General features: G+C 52.7%; 21 protein-coding genes and 1 pseudogene. 8 read left to right on the top strand and 14 right to left on the bottom strand.

Annotated elements, in window-relative coordinates:
• Positions 1-10: 10 nt before the first annotated feature.
• Both pyrB and pyrL read right to left on the bottom strand, forming a co-directional pair.
• Positions 11-946 (bottom strand): aspartate carbamoyltransferase, encoded by a 936-nt coding sequence (gene pyrB, locus ACH0VJ_RS07070; protein WP_000013055.1) that lies wholly within the window; start codon positions 944-946, stop codon positions 11-13.
• Positions 947-981: 35 nt separating this feature from the next.
• Positions 982-1,083, bottom strand: a complete 102-nt coding sequence (gene pyrL, locus ACH0VJ_RS07065) for a pyr operon leader peptide (RefSeq protein WP_000249504.1) — start codon at positions 1,081-1,083, stop codon at positions 982-984.
• On the opposite strand from pyrL, the pseudogene ACH0VJ_RS07060 reads away from it, so the two are divergent.
• Positions 1,063-1,204, top strand: a pseudogene (locus tag ACH0VJ_RS07060) (hypothetical protein). The gene pyrL and the pseudogene ACH0VJ_RS07060 sit on opposite strands and share 21 nt — an antisense overlap.
• Here ACH0VJ_RS07060 and ACH0VJ_RS07055 read toward each other — a convergent pair.
• The 5 genes from ACH0VJ_RS07055 to arcA form a co-directional block, all read right to left on the bottom strand.
• Positions 1,174-1,662 (bottom strand): arginine repressor, encoded by a 489-nt coding sequence (locus tag ACH0VJ_RS07055; protein WP_000666051.1) that lies wholly within the window; start codon positions 1,660-1,662, stop codon positions 1,174-1,176. The pseudogene ACH0VJ_RS07060 and the gene ACH0VJ_RS07055 overlap by 31 nt on opposite strands.
• Positions 1,663-1,848: 186 nt before the next feature.
• Positions 1,849-3,252, bottom strand: a complete 1,404-nt coding sequence (locus ACH0VJ_RS07050) for a YfcC family protein (RefSeq protein ID WP_000514424.1) — start codon at positions 3,250-3,252, stop codon at positions 1,849-1,851.
• Between the two features lie 55 nt (positions 3,253-3,307).
• A complete protein-coding gene (argF, locus tag ACH0VJ_RS07045) occupies positions 3,308-4,312 on the bottom strand; it encodes an ornithine carbamoyltransferase (RefSeq protein ID WP_000237035.1) in 1,005 nt (334 codons plus the stop codon).
• A gap of 111 nt (positions 4,313-4,423) precedes the next feature.
• Positions 4,424-5,356 carry a carbamate kinase gene (gene arcC, locus ACH0VJ_RS07040; RefSeq protein ID WP_000428748.1) on the bottom strand — a complete coding sequence of 311 codons (933 nt, stop codon included), beginning with the start codon at positions 5,354-5,356 and terminating at the stop codon, positions 4,424-4,426.
• Between the two features lie 10 nt (positions 5,357-5,366).
• Positions 5,367-6,587, bottom strand: a complete 1,221-nt coding sequence (gene arcA / locus ACH0VJ_RS07035) for an arginine deiminase (RefSeq protein ID WP_000410835.1) — start codon at positions 6,585-6,587, stop codon at positions 5,367-5,369.
• Between the two features lie 675 nt (positions 6,588-7,262).
• On the opposite strand from arcA, the gene ACH0VJ_RS07030 reads away from it, so the two are divergent.
• The gene (locus ACH0VJ_RS07030; RefSeq protein WP_000635208.1) at positions 7,263-7,715 is read left to right on the top strand and encodes a YhcH/YjgK/YiaL family protein; all 453 of its coding nucleotides are present in this window, start codon (positions 7,263-7,265) and stop codon (positions 7,713-7,715) included.
• Between the two features lie 73 nt (positions 7,716-7,788).
• Here ACH0VJ_RS07030 and argF (ACH0VJ_RS07025) read toward each other — a convergent pair whose 3' ends face one another.
• Together argF (ACH0VJ_RS07025) and ACH0VJ_RS07020 are read right to left on the bottom strand one after the other, a co-directional pair.
• On the bottom strand, positions 7,789-8,793 hold the full coding sequence (gene argF, locus ACH0VJ_RS07025) for an ornithine carbamoyltransferase (protein WP_000103041.1): 1,005 nt from the start codon (positions 8,791-8,793) through the stop codon (positions 7,789-7,791).
• Positions 8,763-8,858 (bottom strand): hypothetical protein, encoded by a 96-nt coding sequence (locus ACH0VJ_RS07020; protein WP_223164636.1) that lies wholly within the window; start codon positions 8,856-8,858, stop codon positions 8,763-8,765. The genes argF (ACH0VJ_RS07025) and ACH0VJ_RS07020 overlap by 31 nt, the downstream gene beginning before the upstream one ends.
• A gap of 100 nt (positions 8,859-8,958) precedes the next feature.
• Here ACH0VJ_RS07020 and rraB point away from each other — a divergent pair, with 100 nt between their 5' ends.
• Together rraB and miaE are read left to right on the top strand one after the other, a co-directional pair.
• Entirely contained in the window at positions 8,959-9,375 is a 417-nt protein-coding gene (rraB, locus tag ACH0VJ_RS07015) for a ribonuclease E inhibitor RraB (RefSeq protein ID WP_000002940.1), read from the top strand.
• An 11-nt stretch (positions 9,376-9,386) separates the two neighbouring features.
• Positions 9,387-10,199, top strand: a complete 813-nt coding sequence (miaE, locus tag ACH0VJ_RS07010) for a tRNA isopentenyl-2-thiomethyl-A-37 hydroxylase MiaE (protein WP_000218462.1) — start codon at positions 9,387-9,389, stop codon at positions 10,197-10,199.
• A 233-nt stretch (positions 10,200-10,432) separates the two neighbouring features.
• Here the strand turns inward: miaE and ACH0VJ_RS07005 are convergent, their stop codons facing one another.
• Entirely contained in the window at positions 10,433-10,921 is a 489-nt protein-coding gene (locus ACH0VJ_RS07005; protein WP_000826193.1) for a DUF3617 domain-containing protein, read from the bottom strand.
• 106 nt (positions 10,922-11,027) lie between these two features.
• Positions 11,028-11,531 (bottom strand): GNAT family N-acetyltransferase, encoded by a 504-nt coding sequence (locus tag ACH0VJ_RS07000; RefSeq protein ID WP_001519079.1) that lies wholly within the window; start codon positions 11,529-11,531, stop codon positions 11,028-11,030.
• A 194-nt stretch (positions 11,532-11,725) separates the two neighbouring features.
• Between ACH0VJ_RS07000 and ACH0VJ_RS06995 the strand changes: the two genes are divergently transcribed.
• Positions 11,726-12,913 (top strand): YjgN family protein, encoded by a 1,188-nt coding sequence (locus ACH0VJ_RS06995; RefSeq protein ID WP_001066970.1) that lies wholly within the window; start codon positions 11,726-11,728, stop codon positions 12,911-12,913.
• Between the two features lie 141 nt (positions 12,914-13,054).
• Here the strand turns inward: ACH0VJ_RS06995 and ACH0VJ_RS06990 are convergent, their stop codons facing one another.
• From ACH0VJ_RS06990 to pepA, 3 genes are all read right to left on the bottom strand, one after another.
• Positions 13,055-15,910 carry a valine--tRNA ligase gene (locus ACH0VJ_RS06990; protein WP_000416327.1) on the bottom strand — a complete coding sequence of 952 codons (2,856 nt, stop codon included), beginning with the start codon at positions 15,908-15,910 and terminating at the stop codon, positions 13,055-13,057.
• Positions 15,910-16,353: a DNA polymerase III subunit chi gene (gene holC, locus ACH0VJ_RS06985; protein ID WP_001523689.1), complete on the bottom strand. Its 444-nt coding sequence runs from the start codon at positions 16,351-16,353 to the stop codon at positions 15,910-15,912. The genes ACH0VJ_RS06990 and holC overlap by 1 nt, the downstream gene beginning before the upstream one ends.
• A gap of 136 nt (positions 16,354-16,489) precedes the next feature.
• Positions 16,490-18,001 carry a leucyl aminopeptidase gene (pepA, locus tag ACH0VJ_RS06980; RefSeq protein WP_000397158.1) on the bottom strand — a complete coding sequence of 504 codons (1,512 nt, stop codon included), beginning with the start codon at positions 17,999-18,001 and terminating at the stop codon, positions 16,490-16,492.
• A gap of 280 nt (positions 18,002-18,281) precedes the next feature.
• Here pepA and ACH0VJ_RS06975 point away from each other — a divergent pair, with 280 nt between their 5' ends.
• From ACH0VJ_RS06975 to lptG, 3 genes are all read left to right on the top strand, one after another.
• Complete coding sequence (locus ACH0VJ_RS06975) at positions 18,282-18,332, top strand: hypothetical protein (RefSeq protein ID WP_212724070.1); 51 nt, start codon at positions 18,282-18,284, stop codon at positions 18,330-18,332.
• 63 nt (positions 18,333-18,395) lie between these two features.
• A complete protein-coding gene (lptF, locus tag ACH0VJ_RS06970) occupies positions 18,396-19,496 on the top strand; it encodes an LPS export ABC transporter permease LptF (protein ID WP_000584132.1) in 1,101 nt (366 codons plus the stop codon).
• Positions 19,496-20,578: an LPS export ABC transporter permease LptG gene (lptG, locus tag ACH0VJ_RS06965; RefSeq protein WP_001182242.1), complete on the top strand. Its 1,083-nt coding sequence runs from the start codon at positions 19,496-19,498 to the stop codon at positions 20,576-20,578. The genes lptF and lptG overlap by 1 nt, the downstream gene beginning before the upstream one ends.
• The last annotated feature ends 206 nt before the right edge of the window (positions 20,579-20,784 follow it).

The raw sequence follows: 20,784 nt of genomic DNA, 5'->3' as shown, positions 1-20,784 counted from the left end.
TTTTTCTCCCTTACAGACTCAGTTCGCTATTCAGTACTAACGCCAGTAACGCCTGGCGAGCGAAAATACCGTTGCCCGCCTGTTGGAAGTACCAGGCGTGTGGCGTTTTATCCACATCCGTGGTGATTTCATCAATCCGCGGCAGCGGGTGCAGCACTTTCATATTTTCACGCGCGCCGTTCAGGTCGCTGGCGCGCAGAACAAACTGCGCCTTCACATTGGCGTACTCCGACGGGTCGAGACGCTCTTTCTGTACGCGAGTCATATAGAGGATGTCGACGTCGGCCATGACCTCTTCAATAGAACCATGCAGGCTCCAGGCCATCCCTTTTTCATCAAGCATATCCAGAATGTACTGCGGCATCGCCAGCGCGTCCGGCGCGATAAAATAAAAACGGTTGCCGCTAAATTTCGCCAGCGCCTGGGTTAGCGAATGCACGGTGCGGCCATATTTCAGATCGCCGACCATCGCGATATGCAGGTTATCCAGACGGCCCTGCGTTTCCTGGATGGTGAACAGATCCAACAGGGTTTGCGTCGGATGCTGATTCGAACCGTCGCCCGCATTGAGCACCGGCACCTGACCGGAAAACTCCGTCGCCAGACGTGCCGCGCCTTCTTGCGGATGGCGCATCACAATCGCGTCCACGTAAGTGCTAATCACTGAGATCGTGTCGGCTAACGTTTCTCCTTTTTTCCCCAGCGACGTGTTGGCGCTGTCGGAGAAGCCCACTACGCTGGCGCCCAGGCGATGCATTGAAGTTTCAAACGACAGGCGGGTACGCGTGGAGGCTTCGAAAAAGCAGCTGGCGATCACTTTATGTTTCAAAAGCTCCGGCTGCGGGTTGGCTTTTAATTTCGCCGCCGTCGCCAGTACCAGATTAAGATCGTCGCGGCTGAGGTCGTTTATGGAAATGATATGTTTTTGATATAGCGGGTTAGCCATGTTTATCTCCTGACGCCTGGGCAAAAAAAAGCCCCTCAATTGAGGGGCTTGGTATTGGTTTTCAACGGAAAGAAAAACGGCAGGCCTGCGTCTTTTTTCAGACGCGGTAAGACAGAATGTCGTACACACTGAACCATGCTTCCTCCCGGCAAATTGTCCGCGATTATACTCAGCTCTGTTTTGGGATCAAGCGAATTAATGCATGATTTACTTGTCGCAAACGGTTCTTATGAATTTAAATTCATTTTAAGCAAATAATTAATTTGTTTGTGTACCAGCGCCGTGCGCTGAACGACCCGCGGTGCGACCCAGACAATACTGCTACCGGCAACGACGCCGAGAATTTCCGGCAATGCGTGGTAATCCAGAATTCTCGCGACGGCGCGACCATAACCTGCCGCCGTATGGATAAGGATAAATTCGCTATTATGTTCAACGCTCACGACCATTTCGGCTATTGAACGTCCGGCATCCGGCGAAGGTCGCCGCTGGGGATTTACGGAATAAATCTTTTGTCCCTTCGTATTTCTGATTTTTATTGCGCCCAGCAGCTTGAGCAGGCGCGAAACCGTAGACTGGCTGATACCTTCAAATCCCTCATTTTGTAAATCGCGGCGAATCTCCTCCTGGGACAGGTAACTTTTTTCACTAATCAGGCGCTGACAAACCGCCAGTTGCTGTTGTTCTTTGGCGGAGTAATCATCGTATTCCTTCATAAATGCACCTTATCTTTATTATTAATATCAACGGACTGGCGAAATTCATCACATTTGTCACATCGATTGCGGATCAATCGGGCGGTTTTGCAGGAAAATGAGAAGCCGATCAAAAAAGGTGACGGCGTGCCTGATGGCGCTGTGCTTATCAGTCCTGTCGGATAAGACGCGTCGCCATCTGGCTCGTTACATCATCGCTCCGATGCTCAGTACCGCCATATTCAGCAATGTCAGGATCAGCAACAGCGGCGCGACCCATTTCAGATAGCGGACATAGGGAACCCGCGCGATCGCCAGACCGCCCATGACCACGGCGGAGGTGGGAGTAACCAGATTCACAATCCCGGAGGCCGACTGGTAGGCGGTTACGACCAAATCCCGCTGTACGTGGGCAAAATCCGCTAACGGCGCCATAATGGGCATTGTCAATACGGCAAGACCGGAAGAGGAGGGCACCAGGAAGGAGAGCAATACTTCCAGCCAGTAGGTTACGTTTATGAAAATAGTGGTAGAGAGGCCGGAAACCAGACTTTCCGCGCTGTGCAAAATGGTGTGGGTAATCATACCGTTATCCATGACCACCACAATGCCGCGCGCGATACCAATAATTAGCGCCACGCCGAGTAAATCCCGCGCGCCGTCGATAAAGGTACTGGTAAACGCTTCCTCACCCATCCGCGTTATCACGCCAACGATAATCGCCGCCGCCAGAAAGACGCCGGAGATTTCCGCCATCCACCAGCCGAGAACCGCCACGCCGTAAATCATCACCGCGAAAGAGGCGGCGAAGATCAGCAGCACCCATTTCCGGGTAGCCGTAAACTCCAGCAGTGTATTGGCGCGATTGCCGAGAAAATGAGCGCGATTTTCCTCCATTTTATCCGCCACGATAGAAAGCTCAGGATGGGCGCGGACTTTGCGCGCATAGCGCATTACCCAAAACACGCACAGTACGTAGCCGACAATTAACAGCAGTACGCGCATCAGCATGCCCTGAGTAAAAGGGATGCCGGCGGCGTTGGCGGCAATGACCGTGGCGAAAGGGTTAATGGTCGAACCGAGCGTGCCTATCCCTGCGCCGAGCAGTACGGTTGCCGCCGCCACTAACGGATCGAAGCGGGCCGCCATCATGACCGGTACCAGCAGCGTGTAGAAGGGCAACGACTCCTCCGCCATGCCATAAATAGTGCCGCCTGCGGCGAACAGCGCCATCAGAATGGGGATCATCCACTCATCTTTGCCGTTGAGTTTGATAGTTACCCGTTCAATACCGGCATCAATCGCCCCCGTTTTATTCACCACCCCCAGAAAGCCGCCGATAATCAAGACAAACAGCGCGACGTCAATGGCGCCGGCGGTGTAGGTTTCGTGGTTATAGAGGCCGTCAATCGGCGCCAGTAAAACAGCGGTAATCCCTTGCGGATGCGCGTCCACAGGGGCATACGTTCCCGCCACCGGCACCTCTTTTCCCAGCGTGGCGTTCATCGCCATTTGGTATTTTCCCGCCGGCACAATCCAGGTCATCACCGCGACCAGGGCAATAAGAATAAACAGGATGGTATAAGCGGTGGGAAATTTAAATTTACCCATGATGTTCTCTCCTGATATCACGGATATGCGCCGCGAGGGCGCATATCCTGTGGGATTAGTCGCCGAGCGTCGCCACCATGACCGCTTTGATGGTGTGCATCCGGTTTTCCGCTTCATCGAAGACTATCGAGCCTGCGGACTCGAACACCTCTTCCGTGACCTCCAGTCCTTTCAGGCCGTAAGCCATTTCGATTTCGCGTCCCACTTTGGTGTGCTCGTTATGGAAGGCGGGCAGGCAGTGCATAAACTTCACATCAGGATTACCGGTAGCGTTTACCACCTGCTGGTTGACCTGATATGGCGTCATCAGACTGACGCGCTCCGCCCAGGCTTCTTTGGGCTCTCCCATCGAGACCCAGACGTCGGTATAGAGGAAATCCACACCGTGAACGCCATCTTCAACGCTCTCCGTTAAGGTGATACGAGCGCCGGTAACGCTGGCGATTTCCCGGCACTGCGCGACCAGCTCGGCATCAGGCCAGAAGGACTTTGGCGCTATCAGACGGATATCCATGCCCATCTTCGCCGCGCCCACCATCAGCGAATTGCCCATGTTGTTGCGCGCGTCGCCCAGGTAGGCGAAGCTCAGTTCCGGCAGCGTTTTGCCCGGCGCATGTTCCAGCATGGTCATCAGATCGGCCAGGATCTGTGTGGGGTGAAATTCATCGGTCAGGCCGTTCCAGACGGGAACGCCCGCGTATTCCCCCAGCTCTTCCACAATGTGTTGACCAAATCCGCGATATTCGATGCCGTCATACATCCGCCCCAGGACGCGAGCAGTATCTTTCATGGACTCTTTATGGCCGATCTGCGAGCCGCTTGGGCCGAGATAAGTCACCTGCGCGCCCTGGTCGAACGCGGCGACTTCAAACGCGCATCGGGTGCGGGTAGAGGTTTTTTCAAAAATCAGCGCGATGTTTTTGCCGATCAGTGTTTGCTTTTCGCATCCGGCTTTTTTTGCGGCTTTCAGCTCAATAGCCAGATCGATGAGGTGTTGGATTTCCGCCGGGGTGTAGTCAAGCAGCTTCAAAAAGTTACGATTTTTCAGTGAAATAACCATTACAATATCCTTGTTAAAATGAATTGCCTGATGGCGCTGCGCTTATCCGGCCCACGGTTATGCGCGCTCTGTAGGCCGAATAAGGCGGAAGCCGCCATCCGGTAAAAAGCCTTATGCGTCAACGTCGGCGGTTTCACACCGAATCAAAGTGCCTTTCTCGCCCGCGAGAATGGCTTGCCCATCCGCCAGCGAGCCGATTCCGGCAATGCCGCGGCAATGGCTGACAAACTCAGCGCAGGCGGTCACTTTCGGGCCCATCGAACCGGCGTCGAACTGCATTTCACAAAGCAGCTCCGGCGTAACCTGCGCCAGCGGGCGTTGGGTGGGCTTGCCCCAGTCGAGATACACCGCGTCGGCATCGGTCAGAATGAGCAGCGCGTCGGCGTGAATTTGGCTGGCAAGCAGGGCGGCGGACAGATCTTTGTCGATCACCGCCTCGATACCGTGGTAGCCATCGGCTTTTTCCACGACCGGCACGCCGCCGCCGCCGTTACAGATAACCAGGTGATCGCGGCTAATCAGCGCGCGGATGGCATCGTTTTCCACAATGCGTTTCGGCTGCGGGGAGGGCACAACGCGGCGGAAGGCGTTACCGTCGGCTTTGAATACCCAGCCCTTTTCTGCCTGTAACGCACGGGCCTGCGCTTCGTCGTAAATCGGTCCGATATATTTGGTGGGATTGAGGAATGCCGGGTCGTTGGCATCGACTTCGACCTGGGTGAGCAGGACGCTGATTTCACGCTCCGGCAGATGATTCTTCAGCGCCTGTTGCAGCATGTAGCCAATCATGCCCTGGCTTTCCGCACCGAGAATATCGAGCGGGTAGGGCGTAACGTTAGCGTAGGCGCTATTTTGTAGCGCCAGCAGTCCTACCTGTGGGCCGTTGCCGTGCACTAACACCACGCGCCATTGCCGCGTAAGCTGGGCGATGGTTCTGGCCGCCAGTTCGATATTTTTACGCTGAATATCAGCCTCCAGCGGTTCGCCGCGTTTGAGCAGCGCATTGCCGCCCAGCGCGACGACCAGTGTGCGTTTGTTTTCCATAACGTCTCCTTTAAATACCATCGCGTTCCAGTGGACAGCTCATGCAGCGTGCGCCTCCGCGCCCGCGGCCCAGTTCATCGCCGGGAATGGGAAGGACGGTAATGCCGGCTTTGTCGTATTTTTCGTTGGTCCAGATGTTGCGCTCATAGCCCACCACCACGCCGGGACGCAGGGTGAGCACGTTATTGGCGTCATTCCACTGTTCGCGCTCAGCTTCAAATGCGTCGCCGCCAGTGGTGATTAAGCGCACCTGATCGATGCCAAGCGCTTTTTCAAGAGCATGAACCAGCGTGCTCTCCTGGGTTCGTTTCAGACCTCCGCGTCCGTCTGGCGTCAGCGTCCAGCACTGAACGTCCGGGCGAACGACTTCCGGATAGACAGAGAAGGTGTCGATATCAATGTGGGTCATGACGGTGTCAAGGTGCATACAGGAGCGATGTTTTGGCAGTTCAACGGCAATGACGCGTTCCGCCTGACGATGTTTAAACAATGCCTGCGCCAGGAACTCGACGCCCTGCGGCGTAGTACGTTCAGACATACCGATCAACACCGCGCCGCGGCCAATCACCAGCACATCGCCGCCCTCTAAAGTGGCGTGGTCGTAATTAATGTCCTCGTCGCCGAAATATTTAATGAAATCACCGCCTGCGAATTGAGGATGCCAGCGATAAATAGCACGTAAATTATTCGTTTCACGTTGGCGTGCAGGTTTCGCCATGGGGTTAATTGAGACGCCGTTATATATCCAGCAGGACGTGTCACGGGTAAATAGGTGATTCGGTAATGGCTTCATAATAAAGTCATTAATATCGTGAGTATCGACCACCATATTTTTTATGGAGGCGGGAATTTCGCCGTAAGTTAAACCGCCGCTTAAATGGCGAGCCAGTTCACGGTGCGGCATATCCGCCAGCCAGGCGCGAATATCTGCGGCAAAGGTGGGCCCAAGGCGATAATCGGAAATTTGCGTATCCAGTAGCCAGGCTTTAGCGTCAGCCATATCCAGCGTTTGGGTGAGCAGGTCGGTTAACAGCAACACTTCTATCCCTTGCTGGCGCAGCGTGTTGGCAAAAATGTCATGCTCTTCGCCAGCGCGCTCTACGGATAATACATCGTCAAAAAGTAATTCCTGACAATTTGAAGGGGTAAGTCTTTTTAGGCTGAGATTGGGACGATGCAACATTACGCTGCGTAATTGACCGATTTCAGAACCGACAAAATGCTTTTCCATCATTATACCTTTTACATAATTTCAAGAATAAAGAAGGAGTGGCTGCAAATATTTAGCGTGCTTGCAGTCGCGGCGTTTCAGTTAAATTCGGGAGCAATGATTGAATTTTATTTGGGTTGTTAATGTGATGAGATTCACATCAATCAAGGAGTGCTATTTTTCTTACTTAATATATGAGCCGGGTCAGAGAAATTCAAAAAACAATAAGGCATTAAATGAATTACTACGCAGCTATATGGTTTGTTATTTTTTTATTGTTAATTATTTGTTTGCTGTACTGAATGACATTTAAATCTTAACTAATTGAAAATAAAGTGATTATTTTTAATGGTTGCATAACTATGCGTGAGGGGGATTTTATTATCGGGGATATTTAAATAATTTAAAAATAACTATGGATATAGAAGTCATTTATGCAGGGAGAGCGAATTGTGATCGCTAAAACGTTTTTATGTTAACGCCTTTAATATCAAAGCGTTGTTAGTGATGGCAATTTGGCGCCGCTGGGGTTTATGCATAGGTGCTGCATAAAGTTGGGCGAACTATTAACAATATATAAACACCGCTGGCGATAAACATGCGCTGGCGCAAAATCGATGAGAGTAAGGGTAGTATGGCAGCCATTTTTCTCGTATAAAGAGAAATATAAAACGCTGTTTTAACTAAGGGGATGCGATGATTGTTGGCAATATTGAACATCTGGAGGCCTGGCTGCCGACGGCGTTACGGCAGGCGATTGAGCACGTCAATGCGCATGTCACGGCAACGACCGCGCCAGGTAAGTATGACATTGACGGTGACAGGCTGTTTTATATGATTTCTGAAAATATGACGGAGCCGGGCGAATCGCGCAGCGCAGAGTATCACGCCCGTTATCTTGATATTCAGATTGTGCTACAAGGTCAGGAAGGGATGGTATTCAGTACCCGGCCTGCGGGAACGCCGCACACGGACTGGCTGGCGGATAAAGACATTGCATTTTTACCGACGAGCGTCGACGAGAAAACCGTCGTCCTGAACGAAGGCGACTTTGTGGTGTTTTATCCCGGCGAAGTGCATAAGCCCCTGTGCGCGGTGGGAGAACCGGCGCGGGTACGTAAAGCGGTTGTGAAAATGCTGATGGCGTAATATTTTGTGCCGGATGGCGGCGCCTGCACGTTGTGATTTTGTAGGCCAACCGCCATCCGGCATCATAACGACATTATTTAGACAGCGTCGCTACCATTACTGCTTTGATGGTATGCATGCGGTTTTCCGCTTCATCAAAGACAATGCTGGCCGCAGACTCAAAAACCTCGTCGGTCACCTCCATCCCGCCATGTAAACCGTACTCTTCGGCCATTTTTTTGCCGAGCGTGGTTTCATCATCATGGAACGCAGGCAGACAATGCAGGAACTTAACCTGCGGATTGCCGGTTAACGCCATCATCTGGCTGTTGACCTGATAATCACGCAGCAGGGCAATACGCTCCGCCCATTTCTCTTTGGGTTCGCCCATAGAGACCCAAACATCGGTATAGATAAAATCCGCGCCTTTTACGCCTGAGGCGATATCTTCGGTCAGGGTGATGGCGCCGCCGTTCTTTTTCGCCATGGCGCTGCACTCCGCCACTAACGCGGCTTGCGGCCAGCAGGCTTTTGGCGCGACCAGACGGAGATCCAATCCTGTTAACGCGGCGGCTTCCAGCATGGAGTTACCCATGTTATTACGCGCGTCTCCGGCATAGACCAACGTCATCTCGTTAAAGGCTTTACCCGGCAGATGTTCCTGCATGGTGAGCAGATCCGCCAGTAATTGCGTTGGGTGATACTCATCGGTTAAACCGTTCCATACCGGCACACCGGAATATTCAGCCAGCGTTTCGACGATCTCCTGGCCATATCCTCGATACTGAATACCGTCAAACATCCGGCCCAGGACGCGGGCAGTATCTTTGATGGACTCTTTATGGCCGATCTGGCTCCCGCTGGAACCCAGGTACGTCACGCGCGCCCCCTGATCGTATGCGGCAACTTCGAAAGAGCATCGTGTCCGGGTCGAGTCTTTTTCGAAGATGAGCGCAATATTCTTACCCACCAGCTTTTGTTCTTCTTTACCGTTTTTCTTATCGGCTTTCAGTTTGGCGGCAAGCTGCAACAGAGCAGTGAGCTCGCTGGCGGTGAAATCAAGTAACTTTAAAAAGGGTTTTTGGTAAAACGTAGACATACTTCCCTCACATGGCTTAGGCCTCTCATTGAATTAAAATTCACTTTATATGGATGATTATTCATTTGCAACCCTGTTTGATAAAACTTTTCTCGATAAGGTGGAGGCAACGTCGGCGGTATGTGACAATAAGAGTGTCGGCAGGACATCTATGAGGAACGAGCTATGGCAAACCCGGAATTACTGGAAGAGCAGCGTGAAGAAACGCGGTTAATTATTGAAGAGTTACTTGAGGACGGCAGCGATCCGGATGCGCTGTACACTATCGAGCATCACCTTTCCGCTGACGATTTCGAAACGTTGGAAAAAGCCGCGGTAGAAGCCTTTAAACTCGGCTATGAAGTGACGGAGCCGGAAGAGCTGGAAGTGGAAGAGGGCGATACGGTTATTTGTTGCGACATCCTCAGCGAGTGCGCGTTGAACGCCGAACTCATCGACGCTCAGGTTGAGCAACTGATGAACCTGGCGGAAAAATATGATGTCGAATACGACGGCTGGGGAACCTATTTTGAAGACCCTAATGGCGAAGAGGGTGATGACGACGATTATGTCGATGAAGATGACGACGGCGTGCGTCACTAAAGCTGCATAGTATGACGGTACGGCAGCGTCTGCTGTCGTATTTTTTTAACAGGTTACGTATGAATTACCCGCAAATACTCTCTCCGGTGCTTAATTTCCTGCATTGCCCGACGCCGCAGGCGTGGATTGTCCAGGCCCGCGATCCGCAAAATCTTCCTCTTCTGCTTACCGATCACTTGATCTGCGAACTGAAGGCTGCGCAAACCGCGTTGCTGTTGGTGCGTAAATATGTCGCCGATAAATCGGGCACCGACGCGCTGCTCGCCTGGCTGCAACCTTACGAGGCGTTCGCGTTTCGTCAGGGGCCGGAGCCGGATTTTGTTGCCCTGCATAGACAGATTAGCAAAAGCGCCATGCCGCAAACTGATGACCCCTGGGGACGTCAGCTTATCGACCGTATGGTGTTATTGATTAAAGAGGAGTTGCACCATTTTTGGCAGGTACGCGAGGTCATGCAGGCCAGAAACATTCCTTATGTGAAAATCACCGCCAGCCGCTACGCGAAAGGAATGTTGAAAGCGGTACGCACGCACGAACCGCTCACCTTAATTGATAAGCTGATTTGCGGGGCGTACATTGAAGCCCGCTCCTGCGAACGTTTTGCCGCTCTGGCGCCCTGGCTGGATGAGGATTTACAGACGTTTTATCTCTCGCTTCTGCGCTCCGAAGCGCGGCATTATCAGGATTACCTGGCGCTGGCGCAGCAGATTTCCGCCGAGGACATTTCTGCGCGCGTGCGCTATTTTGGCGACGTGGAAGCTGACCTTATCTTGTCGCCAGACCGCGAGTTTCGTTTTCATAGCGGCGTGCCAGTCGCCGGATAAAGGGTAAAATTAAAGATTAGCGTTTTTATCTTTTACGCTGTCGCCACCTGCGTGGTCATCCGCCCGGCATCAAACTGCTGGCGAGCAGGAAAAGTCATTTTCATGATATTCTGTCCTGAGTAAAGCCTGCCCTGCGGCAGGCAAAAAGAACTCACTCAGTGTTATATTCCCGAAAGGTGACCGTGAACAATGCCCTTTTTGCATCATCACTACGGGTTCTTGTGTTGAAATACTTACTGTTTCACGCCTTTTGACGCTTCAGAGCAGGTCTTGCCAACAAAGGTTTGTTTAATTTTGTTGATGGAGGTTGTTTTATTACCTCCTGCATCGACATCCGATTTCATGGTCATCGCAAATTCTGTATCGCTTATTTTCGTCGTTTCTACAATAGAGTGCGATTTGACATCAGGATTATTACAGACAGTCTCATTGATCAGTTTGGTATCCGTACTTTCTACAAATGTTGTCGTGCAACCGCCTGCACTGGTAGAAAAACCCTTCACCATTTTCTTAGAATCTTCAGACATTTTAGGGGTGTAACACATAAGCGTCGCTATGCCCGAATTTTTTTCATCCATTAATACTTCTTTTGTATCTGGATTGATGGTGCGCATTTCTATATTTTCCATTTTCCATTCGCCGGGCTGTATATCTAATGCATATACATTAGAGATACTAATAAACATAGCGGGGAAAACAATTGCTGATAATAGGCGTTTCATTTATAACTTCCTTGAATAATAAGTGATTCCCGGATAACAGGATGTTTCCGGGATTACTTATATCAGCAAAAATAATACCTGGCGAGGATAAATAAACGCCTGGCTTTCAGAGATCCTTTAACATCCTCACTTCGCAATCGACATGTCCGGTGCAGCCGAGCGGTTCGCTAATATGTTCAAATCCTAAACGTTCGTATAGCGCAATCGCCTCGCGTAAAAAAGCCGTTGTTTCCAGATAGCAGCGTTTAAAACCCTGTTCACGGGCATGATCCAGCGCCATCAGCGCCAGCTTTTTCGCCAGCCCCTGGCCACGAATCACCGGTAAAAAATACATTTTTTGCAGTTCACAAATGTCTGGTTCGCTACAGGATAACGGCGCCACGCCGCCGCCGCCCACCACACAACCGTTTTGCTCTACCACCCAGTAGGCCGCGCCCGGTTGGCTATAAACCTGATACAGTTCATCCAGATTGGGGTCGGCAACGGTATAACCTTTATCGGCGGTAAGTCCGTATTCCGCTGAAACCTGACGGATGACACGGGCAATAGCGGCATTGTCGGCGGTAGTGATTCGGCGCACCGTGAGCGTTGGCGAGGCGACATTATTCATAATATGGCTCAATTTTTAAAATTTATTTATAGATTACTTTAATACCACCGTCTTGAGTTACGCGCAAGGAGATCCTGAATCAGACAAAATAAAAGGCGGAAAAATTAAACAAAAATAGTATCGTAGTCAAATCAGTAACAATTTACTGGTTTTTATTATTAATTCTAATAGATTGTAATTCAGGGATATGATTCATGAATAACGTTATCAGTAGTAAAGATAACCATAATCACACGTTGGTGTTTACAGGCAAGGGCGGAAAGTATTTTGTTATTTGCCTTGTGAATTTCTTGTTGACGTGTATCACGTTTGGAATCTATGCGCCGTGGGCGATGGTGAAATGTCGACGTTATATTTATACTAATATGACGCTAAACAATCAGCCTTTTACTTACAAAGCCACGGGCGGCGCATTATTTATTAGTGTGTTGTTAGTTTTTATTATTTATATTGTTAGCCTCTCTCTTATTGAACACGGTCATCCCGGTCTCGGTTTTACGCTATTCGGCTTATTAATTGCGATTATTCCTTTTATGGCGGTGAAAGGATTACAGTATCAGGCGATGATGACTTCGCTTAATGGCGTACATTTTGGATTCCAGTGTTCCATGCGGCGCGCCTGGTGGTACATGTTCGCTCTCCCGGTACTCCTGATGGTGGCGCTTTATATTGTTCTTTACATTATCTCACTGGTAACCATCGCCGTCGGCGGTTTAGTGTTCAATATCGTTTTTCTCGGTTTGCTGGCTATTATTGGGATAGGGGTCATTAACGGTATTACCTACAGCAAATGGATGACCTTGTTTGGCAATGGCGCAAACTTTGGCATTCATCGTTTCTCGATTCAGGTTAATGTTAAAACGTGCATCAGAGGGTGCGTGTTGGCAATGTTGACCCTTTTCCCTTTTGCTGTCGTGATTGGTTATCTAATCGCGCCGGTGTTCACCGACATGATTCTTTTGAGTATGATGGGGAATGCGCAGGCAGGAGGGGCGCTTATTCTGCAATATTATGGCCAGATAATGGCATGTTATTTCCTCTATTTTCTCGCGATTATTGTGGTAACCAGTTACTTATATGTGGCGTTACGCAACCTGTTTTTAAACAATTTGTCACTGGCGAACGATTCGATTCGTTTTCATTCCTCTGTCACTGCACACGGTATGCTGTGGCGGTTACTGGTGGTGTTTGTGATTTCCGGCGTGACCTTAGGGCTGGCTTATCCGTGGTTGAAAATTTGGCTGGTGAGCTGGCTGGCGCAGAATACACAGGTCCAGGGCGATCTGGATTCGCTTGAGTTAACCAATGATGAGAAGCCGCTGGAAAACAGCCCGCTAATGTGGATTTCTCGTGGCATTATGCCTTACTTCCCGTTTATCTGATGTAAAAAGGCCGACGTTTACGTCGGCCCATAATTCATGTTGTCGGATGGCGGCGTGAATGCCTTATCCGGCCTACCGATCGCGCCATGTCAATAAGCGAACGTGTAGGCCTGGTAAGCGAAGCGCCATCAGGCTTTCAGATTACAGCGCGCTAATAACCGCCTGCTGCTCAATCAGCTTCGCTTTGGCTTCTGCATAACCTTCCAGCTTCTCACGCTCTTTGGCAATCACCGCTTCCGGCGCACGGGCGACGAAACCTTCGTTGGACAGTTTGCCTTCGATACGGGCAATCTCGCCTTCGATTTTCGCCACTTCTTTCGCCAGACGCGCCAGCTCATCGTCTTTGTTGATGAGGCCTGCCATCGGGATCAGCAGTTCGGCGCCGTCGATGATTTTGGTCACGGAAACCGGGCCTTTGTCATCGGCTGGCAGCACGGTGATGCTTTCCAGACGCGCCAGGGTTTGCAGGAAGCTACGGTTGTCGTTAACACGACGAACGGCTTCTTCACTACAGCCGCGCAGCAGCAGTTCCAGCGGTTTGCCCGGGGCGATGTTCATTTCCGCACGAATGTTACGTACTGCGACGATCGCCTGCTTCAGCCACTCGGTATCGGCCAGCGCGGCTTCATCCACCTGTGCGGCGTTATATTCCGGGAACGGCTGCAGCATAATGGTATCGGCGGTAATGCCACAGATAACCTTCACGCGCTGCCAGATGGTTTCGGTGATGAACGGAATGATCGGGTGCGCCAGGCGCAGCAGACCTTCCAGTACGGTGACCAGCGTATGGCGGGTGCCGCGCAGTTCGGCTTCGGTGCCACCGTTCATTACCGGCTTGGTCAGCTCCAGATACCAGTCGCAGAACTGGTTCCAGGTGAACTCGTACAGGATGCCTGCGGCGATATCGAAGCGGAAGTTATCCAGTGCTTCGCGGTAGGCTTTAACGGTCTGGTTGAATTCCGCCAGGATCCAGCGGTCCGCCAGCGACAGAGTCATTTCGCCGCCGTTGAAGCCGCAATCCTGCTCTTCGGTGTTCATCAGCACAAAGCGGCTGGCGTTCCACAGCTTGTTACAGAAGTTACGGTAACCTTCCAGACGCTTCATATCCCAGTTGATGTCGCGGCCGGTCGAGGCCAGCGCCGCCAGGGTAAAGCGCAGGGCGTCGGTGCCGTGCGGCTCGATGCCGTTCGGGAACTGCTTCTCGGTACGCTTGCGAATTTTCTCCGCCATCTGCGGCTGCATCATATTGCCGGTGCGTTTTTCCAGCAGTTCCGGCAGGGAGATGCCGTCGACCATATCCAGCGGGTCAATAACGTTACCCTTGGATTTGGACATCTTCTGGCCTTCGTCGTCACGAATCAGACCGGTCATGTAGACGGTATGGAACGGAACCTGCGGCTTGCCGTTTTCATCTTTGATGAAGTGCATGGTCATCATGATCATGCGGGCAATCCAGAAGAAGATGATGTCGAAGCCGGACACCATCACGCTGGTGGGGTGGAACTGACGCAGCGCGTCGGTGTTTTCCGGCCAGCCCAGCGTAGAGAAGGTCCACAGCGCGGAGGAGAACCAGGTATCGAGAACGTCTTCGTCCTGACGAAGCTGAACGTCGGCGCCGAGGTTATTTTCCTGACGCACTTCTTCTTCGGTACGGCCAACGTAGACGTTGCCGTCGTTGTCATACCATGCCGGGATACGGTGACCCCACCACAACTGACGAGAGATACACCAGTCCTGGATATCACGCATCCAGGAGAAGTACATGTTTTCGTACTGCTTCGGCACGAACTGAATGTCGCCGTTCTCAACCGCTTCCACCGCCGGTTTCGCCAGCACGTCGGCACGGACGTACCACTGGTCGGTCAGCATCGGTTCGATAACCACGCCGCCACGGTCGCCGTAAGGGACGGTCAGATCGTGCGGTTTAATTTCTTCCAACAGGCCCAGCGCGTCAACGGCAGCAACGATGGCCTTACGGGCAGCAAAGCGTTCCAGCTTTTGGAACTCAGCCGGAATCTCGCTGGAATAAACGTCAGACTCTTCACCTTTGGTATCGAACACTTCCGCGCTTTCGCGAATGTCGCCGTCAAAGGTCAGGATGTTGATCATCGGCAGGGCGTGACGTTTCCCGACTTCATAGTCGTTAAAGTCGTGCGCCGGGGTGATCTTCACGCAGCCGGTGCCTTTTTCCATATCGGCGTGTTCGTCGCCAACAATCGGAATGCGGCGGTTAACCAGCGGCAGAATAACGAATTTACCGATAAGACTCTGGTAGCGCGGATCTTCCGGGTTCACGGCCACGCCGGTATCGCCGAGAATAGTTTCCGGGCGGGTGGTGGCGACAACCAGATAATCTTTACCGTCTGCGGTTTTCGCGCCATCGGCCAGCGGATAGCGGATGTGCCACATCGAGCCTTTGGACTCGCGGTTTTCCACTTCCAGGTCAGAGATGGCGGTGCGCAGTTTCGGGTCCCAGTTCACCAGGCGTTTGCCACGGTAAATCAGGTCTTCTTTGTACAGGCGAACAAAGACTTCTTTCACGGCATTGGAAAGGCCTTCGTCCATGGTGAAGCGCTCGCGCTCCCAGTCAACGGAGTTGCCGAGACGGCGCATTTGGCGGGTAATGGTGCCGCCGGATTCCGCTTTCCACTGCCAGATTTTGTCGATAAACGCATCGCGGCCGTAGTCGTGACGGGTTTTACCTTCTTCAGCGGCAATCTTGCGTTCAACCACCATCTGGGTGGCGATCCCGGCGTGGTCGGTGCCGACCTGCCACAGGGTGTTTTTACCCTGCATACGCTGGTAACGGATCATGGTATCCATGATGGTTTGCTGGAAAGCATGTCCCATATGCAAACTGCCGGTGACGTTCGGCGGCGGGATCATGATGCAGAAGGACTCTTTGCTTTCGTCGCCGTTAGGCTTGAAATAGCCCTGCTTTTCCCAGTGCTCGTAAAGCGGCTGTTCGATATCTTGGGGGTTATATGTCTTTTCCATTATTTCCAGGTTGCCGTATTCAGGTTAAAACCAGCCACGCGGTAGGCTTTGTAGCGTTCGCGCGCCAGTTGTTTCAAAGTTTCTTCGTAAGGGACGAAGTCTACCACTTCTGTGAAAGCGGTGGCAAAATCTGCAAAGCTTGTACGCAGGCTGATTAAAATATCGCGCGGGCTGCTGTTGCGTTTTTGCGGCCAGGCGATTTCAACCGGCGCGCCGCCGCGTGGGCCTTCGCCTGCCAGATTGTGCGGGACAAAACTTTCCGCCGGTCTTGCCCACAGCGCTTCATCCAGCCGAATGGCCTGCTTCTCATCTTCGCAGGCGATCAGCACGCGCTTGCCGGCGCGCCAACGTTCTGCGGCAATTTCACACACCAGTTGTTCAACGGCGCTTAAACCATTGACGGTAGTGTCATTATCCAGAAGATAGAACGTCGCATTTTTCATATATGGGGCTTCTTGTGGTGGATTTAAATGCGTTGCCATGATGCATCCCGTAGGCCGGATAAGCGCAGCGCCATCCGGCAAAACGCCTGATGGCGGCGCTAATGCGCCTTATCAGGCCTACGGGGTAATCTCAAACTTACTCTTCGCCGTTAAAGCCCGCACGATTGAGCAGGAACTGCGACAGCAGCGCTACCGGACGACCCGTCGCGCCTTTCGCTTTGCCGGATCGCCAGGCGGTGCCGGCGATATCCAGGTGCGCCCAGTTATACTTACGGGTAAAGCGCGACAGGAAGCAGCCCGCGGTGATAGCACCGCCAGGACGACCACCAATGTTTGCCATATCCGCAAAGTTGGACTCCAGTTGTTCCTGGAACTCATCGCCCAGCGGCAGACGCCACGCGCGGTCGCCCGCCTGCTCGGACGCGCCGATCAGCTCATGCGCCAGCGGGTTATGGTTCGACATCAGACCGGTAATGTGATGGCCCAGCGCAATCACGCAGGCGCCGGTTAGCGTCGCGACGTCAATGACGGCTTCCGGTTCGAAGCGCTCAACGTAGGTCAGCACGTCGCACAAAACCAGACGGCCTTCGGCATCGGTATTCAGCACTTCAACCGTTTGACCAGACATGGTGGTCAGTACGTCGCCCGGACGATACGCGCGTCCGCCCGGCATGTTTTCACAGCCCGCCAGTACGCCGATAACGTTAATCGGAAGCTGAAGCTCGGCGACCATACGCATCACGCCGTAAACCGCCGCCGCGCCGCACATGTCGTACTTCATCTCGTCCATCCCTTCAGATGGCTTGATGGAGATGCCGCCGGAGTCGAAGGTCAGGCCCTTACCCACCAGCACGATCGGACGCGCGTCTTCGGACGGATTGCCCTTGTACTCAATCACCGACATCAGCGATTCATTCTGCGAACCGTGGCCGACCGCCAGATAAGCGTTCATACCCAGTTCGCGCATTTGCTGTTCGCCGATCACGCGGGTGATGACATTTTTGCTGTAGCTGTCGGCCAACTGGCGCGCCTGTGACGCCAGGTAGGCGGCGTTACAGATATTGGGCGGCATGTTGCCGAGATCTTTCGCAGCCTTAATCCCGGCGGCGATGGCCAGACCGTGCTGAATGGCGCGTTCGCCGCTGGTGAGCTCACGGCGGGTCGGCACATTAAAGACCATCTTACGTAGCGGGCGGCGCGGCTCGCTCTTGTTGGTCTTGAGTTGATCAAAGCTATAAAGCGTCTCTTTGGCCGTTTCGACGGCCTGACGCACTTTCCAGTAGTTGTTGCGGCCTTTAACGTGCAGTTCGGTCAGGAAACAGACGGCTTCCATCGAACCAGTATCATTCAGAGTATTTATCGTTTTCTGAATAACCTGCTTATACTGACGTTCATCAAGCTCGCGCTCTTTGCCGCAACCAATGAGGAGGATTCGCTCGGAAAGAACGTTAGGAACATGGTGCAGCAACAGAGTCTGCCCCGGTTTTCCTTCCAGTTCGCCGCGACGCAGCAATGCGCTGATGTATCCGTCGCTAATTTTGTCGAGCTGTTCTGCAATCGGAGAAAGGCGACGCGGTTCAAAGACGCCCACGACAATGCAGGCACTCCGCTGTTTCTCCGGGCTACCGCTTTTTACACTGAACTCCATGCACTATGCTCCTGAATCTTAAAGACAACAGTGGTGGCTACAGCTATACTCGTCGTCTTTCAAGTTGCAGATGCGTTGGCTGCGCCTGCTCGCCCCTGTCGCTTACCTGATGTAAGCTCCGGGGCTTCACAGTCTTGCCGCCTGCCTGCAACTCGAAATCCATTAGAGTATAGAAATTGAAAGCTTTCGTAACTCATGTCCGCTGTTGTGGTGACTTCGTGTTAATCTTAACGTTATTACGGCATTGGCACGTCAGAACAAGTTCTGAGAGGTGAATCCGCTGAGTATAATGATCTTAGCGATGATTTCGACGACTCAAGAGAATAAATGACGTTTAAGCCATGAAACAAGCTAAATTCCAGCAAAAAAATGGGTTTTTACGGGCGTATTTAAAGTGATAATCATAAGATATCTGGTGCGGGAGACGCTCAAAAGCCAGCTGGCGATACTCTTCATCTTACTTTTGATCTTCTTTTGTCAAAAGTTAGTGAGGATTCTCGGCGCGGCGGTTGACGGCGATATTCCCGCAAATCTGGTGCTCTCGCTTCTGGGGCTGGGCGTACCGGAAATGGCGCAGCTCATCCTGCCTTTAAGCCTGTTCCTGGGGCTGCTGATGACGCTGGGCAAACTGTATACCGAAAGTGAAATTACGGTCATGCACGCCTGTGGGTTGAGCAAAGCCGTGCTGGTAAAGGCCGCCATGGTACTGGCGTTATTTACCGGTATCCTTGCGGCGGTTAACGTGATGTGGGCCGGTCCCTGGTCGTCAAAACACCAGGATGAAGTGCTGGCAGAGGCGAAAGCGAACCCCGGTATGGCGGCGTTGGCGCAGGGACAATTCCAGCAGGCGACCAACGGCAGCTCGGTGTTGTTCATCGAAAGCGTTGACGGCAGCGACTTCCACGATGTTTTCCTGGCGCAAATTCGCCCTAAGGGCAATGCTCGTCCTTCTGTGGTCGTGGCCGATTCCGGACACCTTACTCAGTTGCGCGATGGTTCCCAGGTTGTCACCTTAAACAAAGGGACGCGTTTTGAAGGGACGGCGTTGCTACGCGATTTTCGCATCACCGACTTCCAGAACTATCAGGCGATTATTGGCCATCAGGCCGTGGCGCTGGACCCGAACGATACCGACCAGATGGACATGCGCACGCTGTGGAATACCGACAACGATCGCGCTCGCGCCGAGCTGCACTGGCGTATCACGTTAGTCTTTACCGTATTTATGATGGCGCTGATGGTCGTGCCGCTCAGCGTGGTGAATCCACGTCAGGGGCGCGTCTTGTCTATGTTGCCCGCCATGCTGCTTTATCTGCTGTTCTTCCTGATCCAGACCTCCATTAAATCGAATGGCGGTAAAGGCAAACTGGACCCGGTTATCTGGATGTGGGCGGTCAACCTGATCTATCTGGCGTTGGCGATTGGTTTAAACCTGTGGGATACGGTGCCGGTCCGCCGTCTGCGTGCCCGTTTTCTGCGTAAAGGAGCGGTATAATGCAGCCATTTGGTGTACTTGACCGCTATATCGGTAAAACCATTTTTACCACCATCATGATGACGTTGTTCATGCTGGTGTCGCTCTCCGGGATCATCAAGTTTGTCGATCAGCTGAAAAAAGCGGGGCAGGGTAACTACGACGCGCTGGGCGCGGGTATGTACACCCTGCTCAGCGTACCTAAGGATATCCAGATCTTCTTTCCTATGGCGGCGCTGCTTGGCGCGCTGCTGGGACTGGGGATGCTGGCGCAGCGTAGCGAACTGGTAGTGATGCAGGCATCGGGTTTCACCCGTATGCAGGTGGCGCTGTCGGTGATGAAAACGGCTATCCCTCTGGTGCTGTTAACCATGGCGATCGGCGAATGGGTCGCCCCGCAGGGCGAGCAGATGGCGCGTAACTATCGTGCGCAGGCGATGTATGGCGGTTCGCTGCTTTCCACCCAGCAAGGTCTGTGGGCGAAAGACGGGAATAACTTTGTCTATATTGAACGGGTGAAGGGCGACGAGGAGCTGGCCGGCATTAGTATTTACGCTTTCAACGATCAGCGTCGTTTGCAGTCGGTGCGTTACGCCGCTTCGGCAAAATTCGACCCGGAGCATAAGGTCTGGCGTTTGTCGCAGGTAGATGAGTCCGATCTGCAAAACCCGAAACAGATCACCGGTTCGCAGACGGTGAGCGGCACCTGGAAAACGAATCTGACGCCGGATAAGTTAGGCGTGGTGGCGCTGGACCCGGATGCGCTTTCCATCAGCGGTCTGCATAACTACGTTAAATATCTGAAGTCGAGCGGACAGGACGCCGGACGTTATCAGCTCAATATGTGGAGTAAAATCTTCCAGCCGCTCTCCGTGGCGGTGATGATGCTGATGGCGCTGTCGTTTATCTTTGGCCCGCTGCGTAGTGTGCCGATGGGCGTGCGCGTGGTGACAGGGATTAGCTTCGGCTTCGTCTTCTACGTCCTCGACCAGATTTTTGGCCCGCTGACGCTGGTATACGGCATTCCGCCGATTGTCGGCGCGCTGCTGCCGAGCGCGTCTTTCTTCCTGATTAGCCTGTGGCTAATGCTGCGTAAGTCGTAATCACAGGCCGCCATCCGGCAATGCAGTAAAGCGCAGTGCCTGATGGCGCTGTGCTTATCAGGCCTACTCCGGACCCGTAGGCCGGATAAGGCGTTAGCGCCGCCATCCGGCAGATAGCATGGTATTCCTCGAATGATGTAGTGCGTAACCTGACGCGTGGCGCTTTTGGCTACGCGTTAAGCTCAGGCAAGCTGCGGGAAAAGTAG

The sequence above is a fragment of the Salmonella sp. 2020_1459 genome (assembly GCF_043847915.1).
Classification (GTDB): Bacteria; Pseudomonadota; Gammaproteobacteria; order Enterobacterales; family Enterobacteriaceae; genus Salmonella; species Salmonella enterica.
This window is presented reverse-complemented; position numbering and strand designations above follow the sequence as displayed.

Bases quoted from the DNA above. Each gene is read 5' to 3' on its own strand.
- miaE (WP_000218462.1), top strand. From the start codon at position 9,387: ATGACGGTACGGCAGCGTCTGCTGTCGTATTTTTTTAACAGGTTACGT.
- ACH0VJ_RS06995 (WP_001066970.1), top strand. From the start codon at position 11,726: ATGAATAACGTTATCAGTAGTAAAGATAACCATAATCACACGTTGGTG.
- argF (WP_000103041.1), bottom strand. From the start codon at position 8,793: ATGTCTACGTTTTACCAAAAACCCTTTTTAAAGTTACTTGATTTCACC.
- ACH0VJ_RS07050 (WP_000514424.1), bottom strand. From the start codon at position 3,252: ATGGGTAAATTTAAATTTCCCACCGCTTATACCATCCTGTTTATTCTT.
- pyrL (WP_000249504.1), bottom strand. From the start codon at position 1,083: ATGGTTCAGTGTGTACGACATTCTGTCTTACCGCGTCTGAAAAAAGAC.
- ACH0VJ_RS07030 (WP_000635208.1), top strand. From the start codon at position 7,263: ATGATTGTTGGCAATATTGAACATCTGGAGGCCTGGCTGCCGACGGCG.
- arcC (WP_000428748.1), bottom strand. From the start codon at position 5,356: ATGGAAAACAAACGCACACTGGTCGTCGCGCTGGGCGGCAATGCGCTG.
- arcA (WP_000410835.1), bottom strand. From the start codon at position 6,587: ATGGAAAAGCATTTTGTCGGTTCTGAAATCGGTCAATTACGCAGCGTA.
- ACH0VJ_RS06990 (WP_000416327.1), bottom strand. From the start codon at position 15,910: ATGGAAAAGACATATAACCCCCAAGATATCGAACAGCCGCTTTACGAG.
- argF (WP_000237035.1), bottom strand. From the start codon at position 4,312: ATGGTTATTTCACTGAAAAATCGTAACTTTTTGAAGCTGCTTGACTAC.
- holC (WP_001523689.1), bottom strand. From the start codon at position 16,353: ATGAAAAATGCGACGTTCTATCTTCTGGATAATGACACTACCGTCAAT.
- ACH0VJ_RS07005 (WP_000826193.1), bottom strand. From the start codon at position 10,921: ATGAAACGCCTATTATCAGCAATTGTTTTCCCCGCTATGTTTATTAGT.
- ACH0VJ_RS07020 (WP_223164636.1), bottom strand. From the start codon at position 8,858: ATGAATAATCATCCATATAAAGTGAATTTTAATTCAATGAGAGGCCTA.
- lptG (WP_001182242.1), top strand. From the start codon at position 19,496: ATGCAGCCATTTGGTGTACTTGACCGCTATATCGGTAAAACCATTTTT.
- ACH0VJ_RS07055 (WP_000666051.1), bottom strand. From the start codon at position 1,662: ATGAAGGAATACGATGATTACTCCGCCAAAGAACAACAGCAACTGGCG.
- ACH0VJ_RS07000 (WP_001519079.1), bottom strand. From the start codon at position 11,531: ATGAATAATGTCGCCTCGCCAACGCTCACGGTGCGCCGAATCACTACC.
- pyrB (WP_000013055.1), bottom strand. From the start codon at position 946: ATGGCTAACCCGCTATATCAAAAACATATCATTTCCATAAACGACCTC.
- pepA (WP_000397158.1), bottom strand. From the start codon at position 18,001: ATGGAGTTCAGTGTAAAAAGCGGTAGCCCGGAGAAACAGCGGAGTGCC.
- rraB (WP_000002940.1), top strand. From the start codon at position 8,959: ATGGCAAACCCGGAATTACTGGAAGAGCAGCGTGAAGAAACGCGGTTA.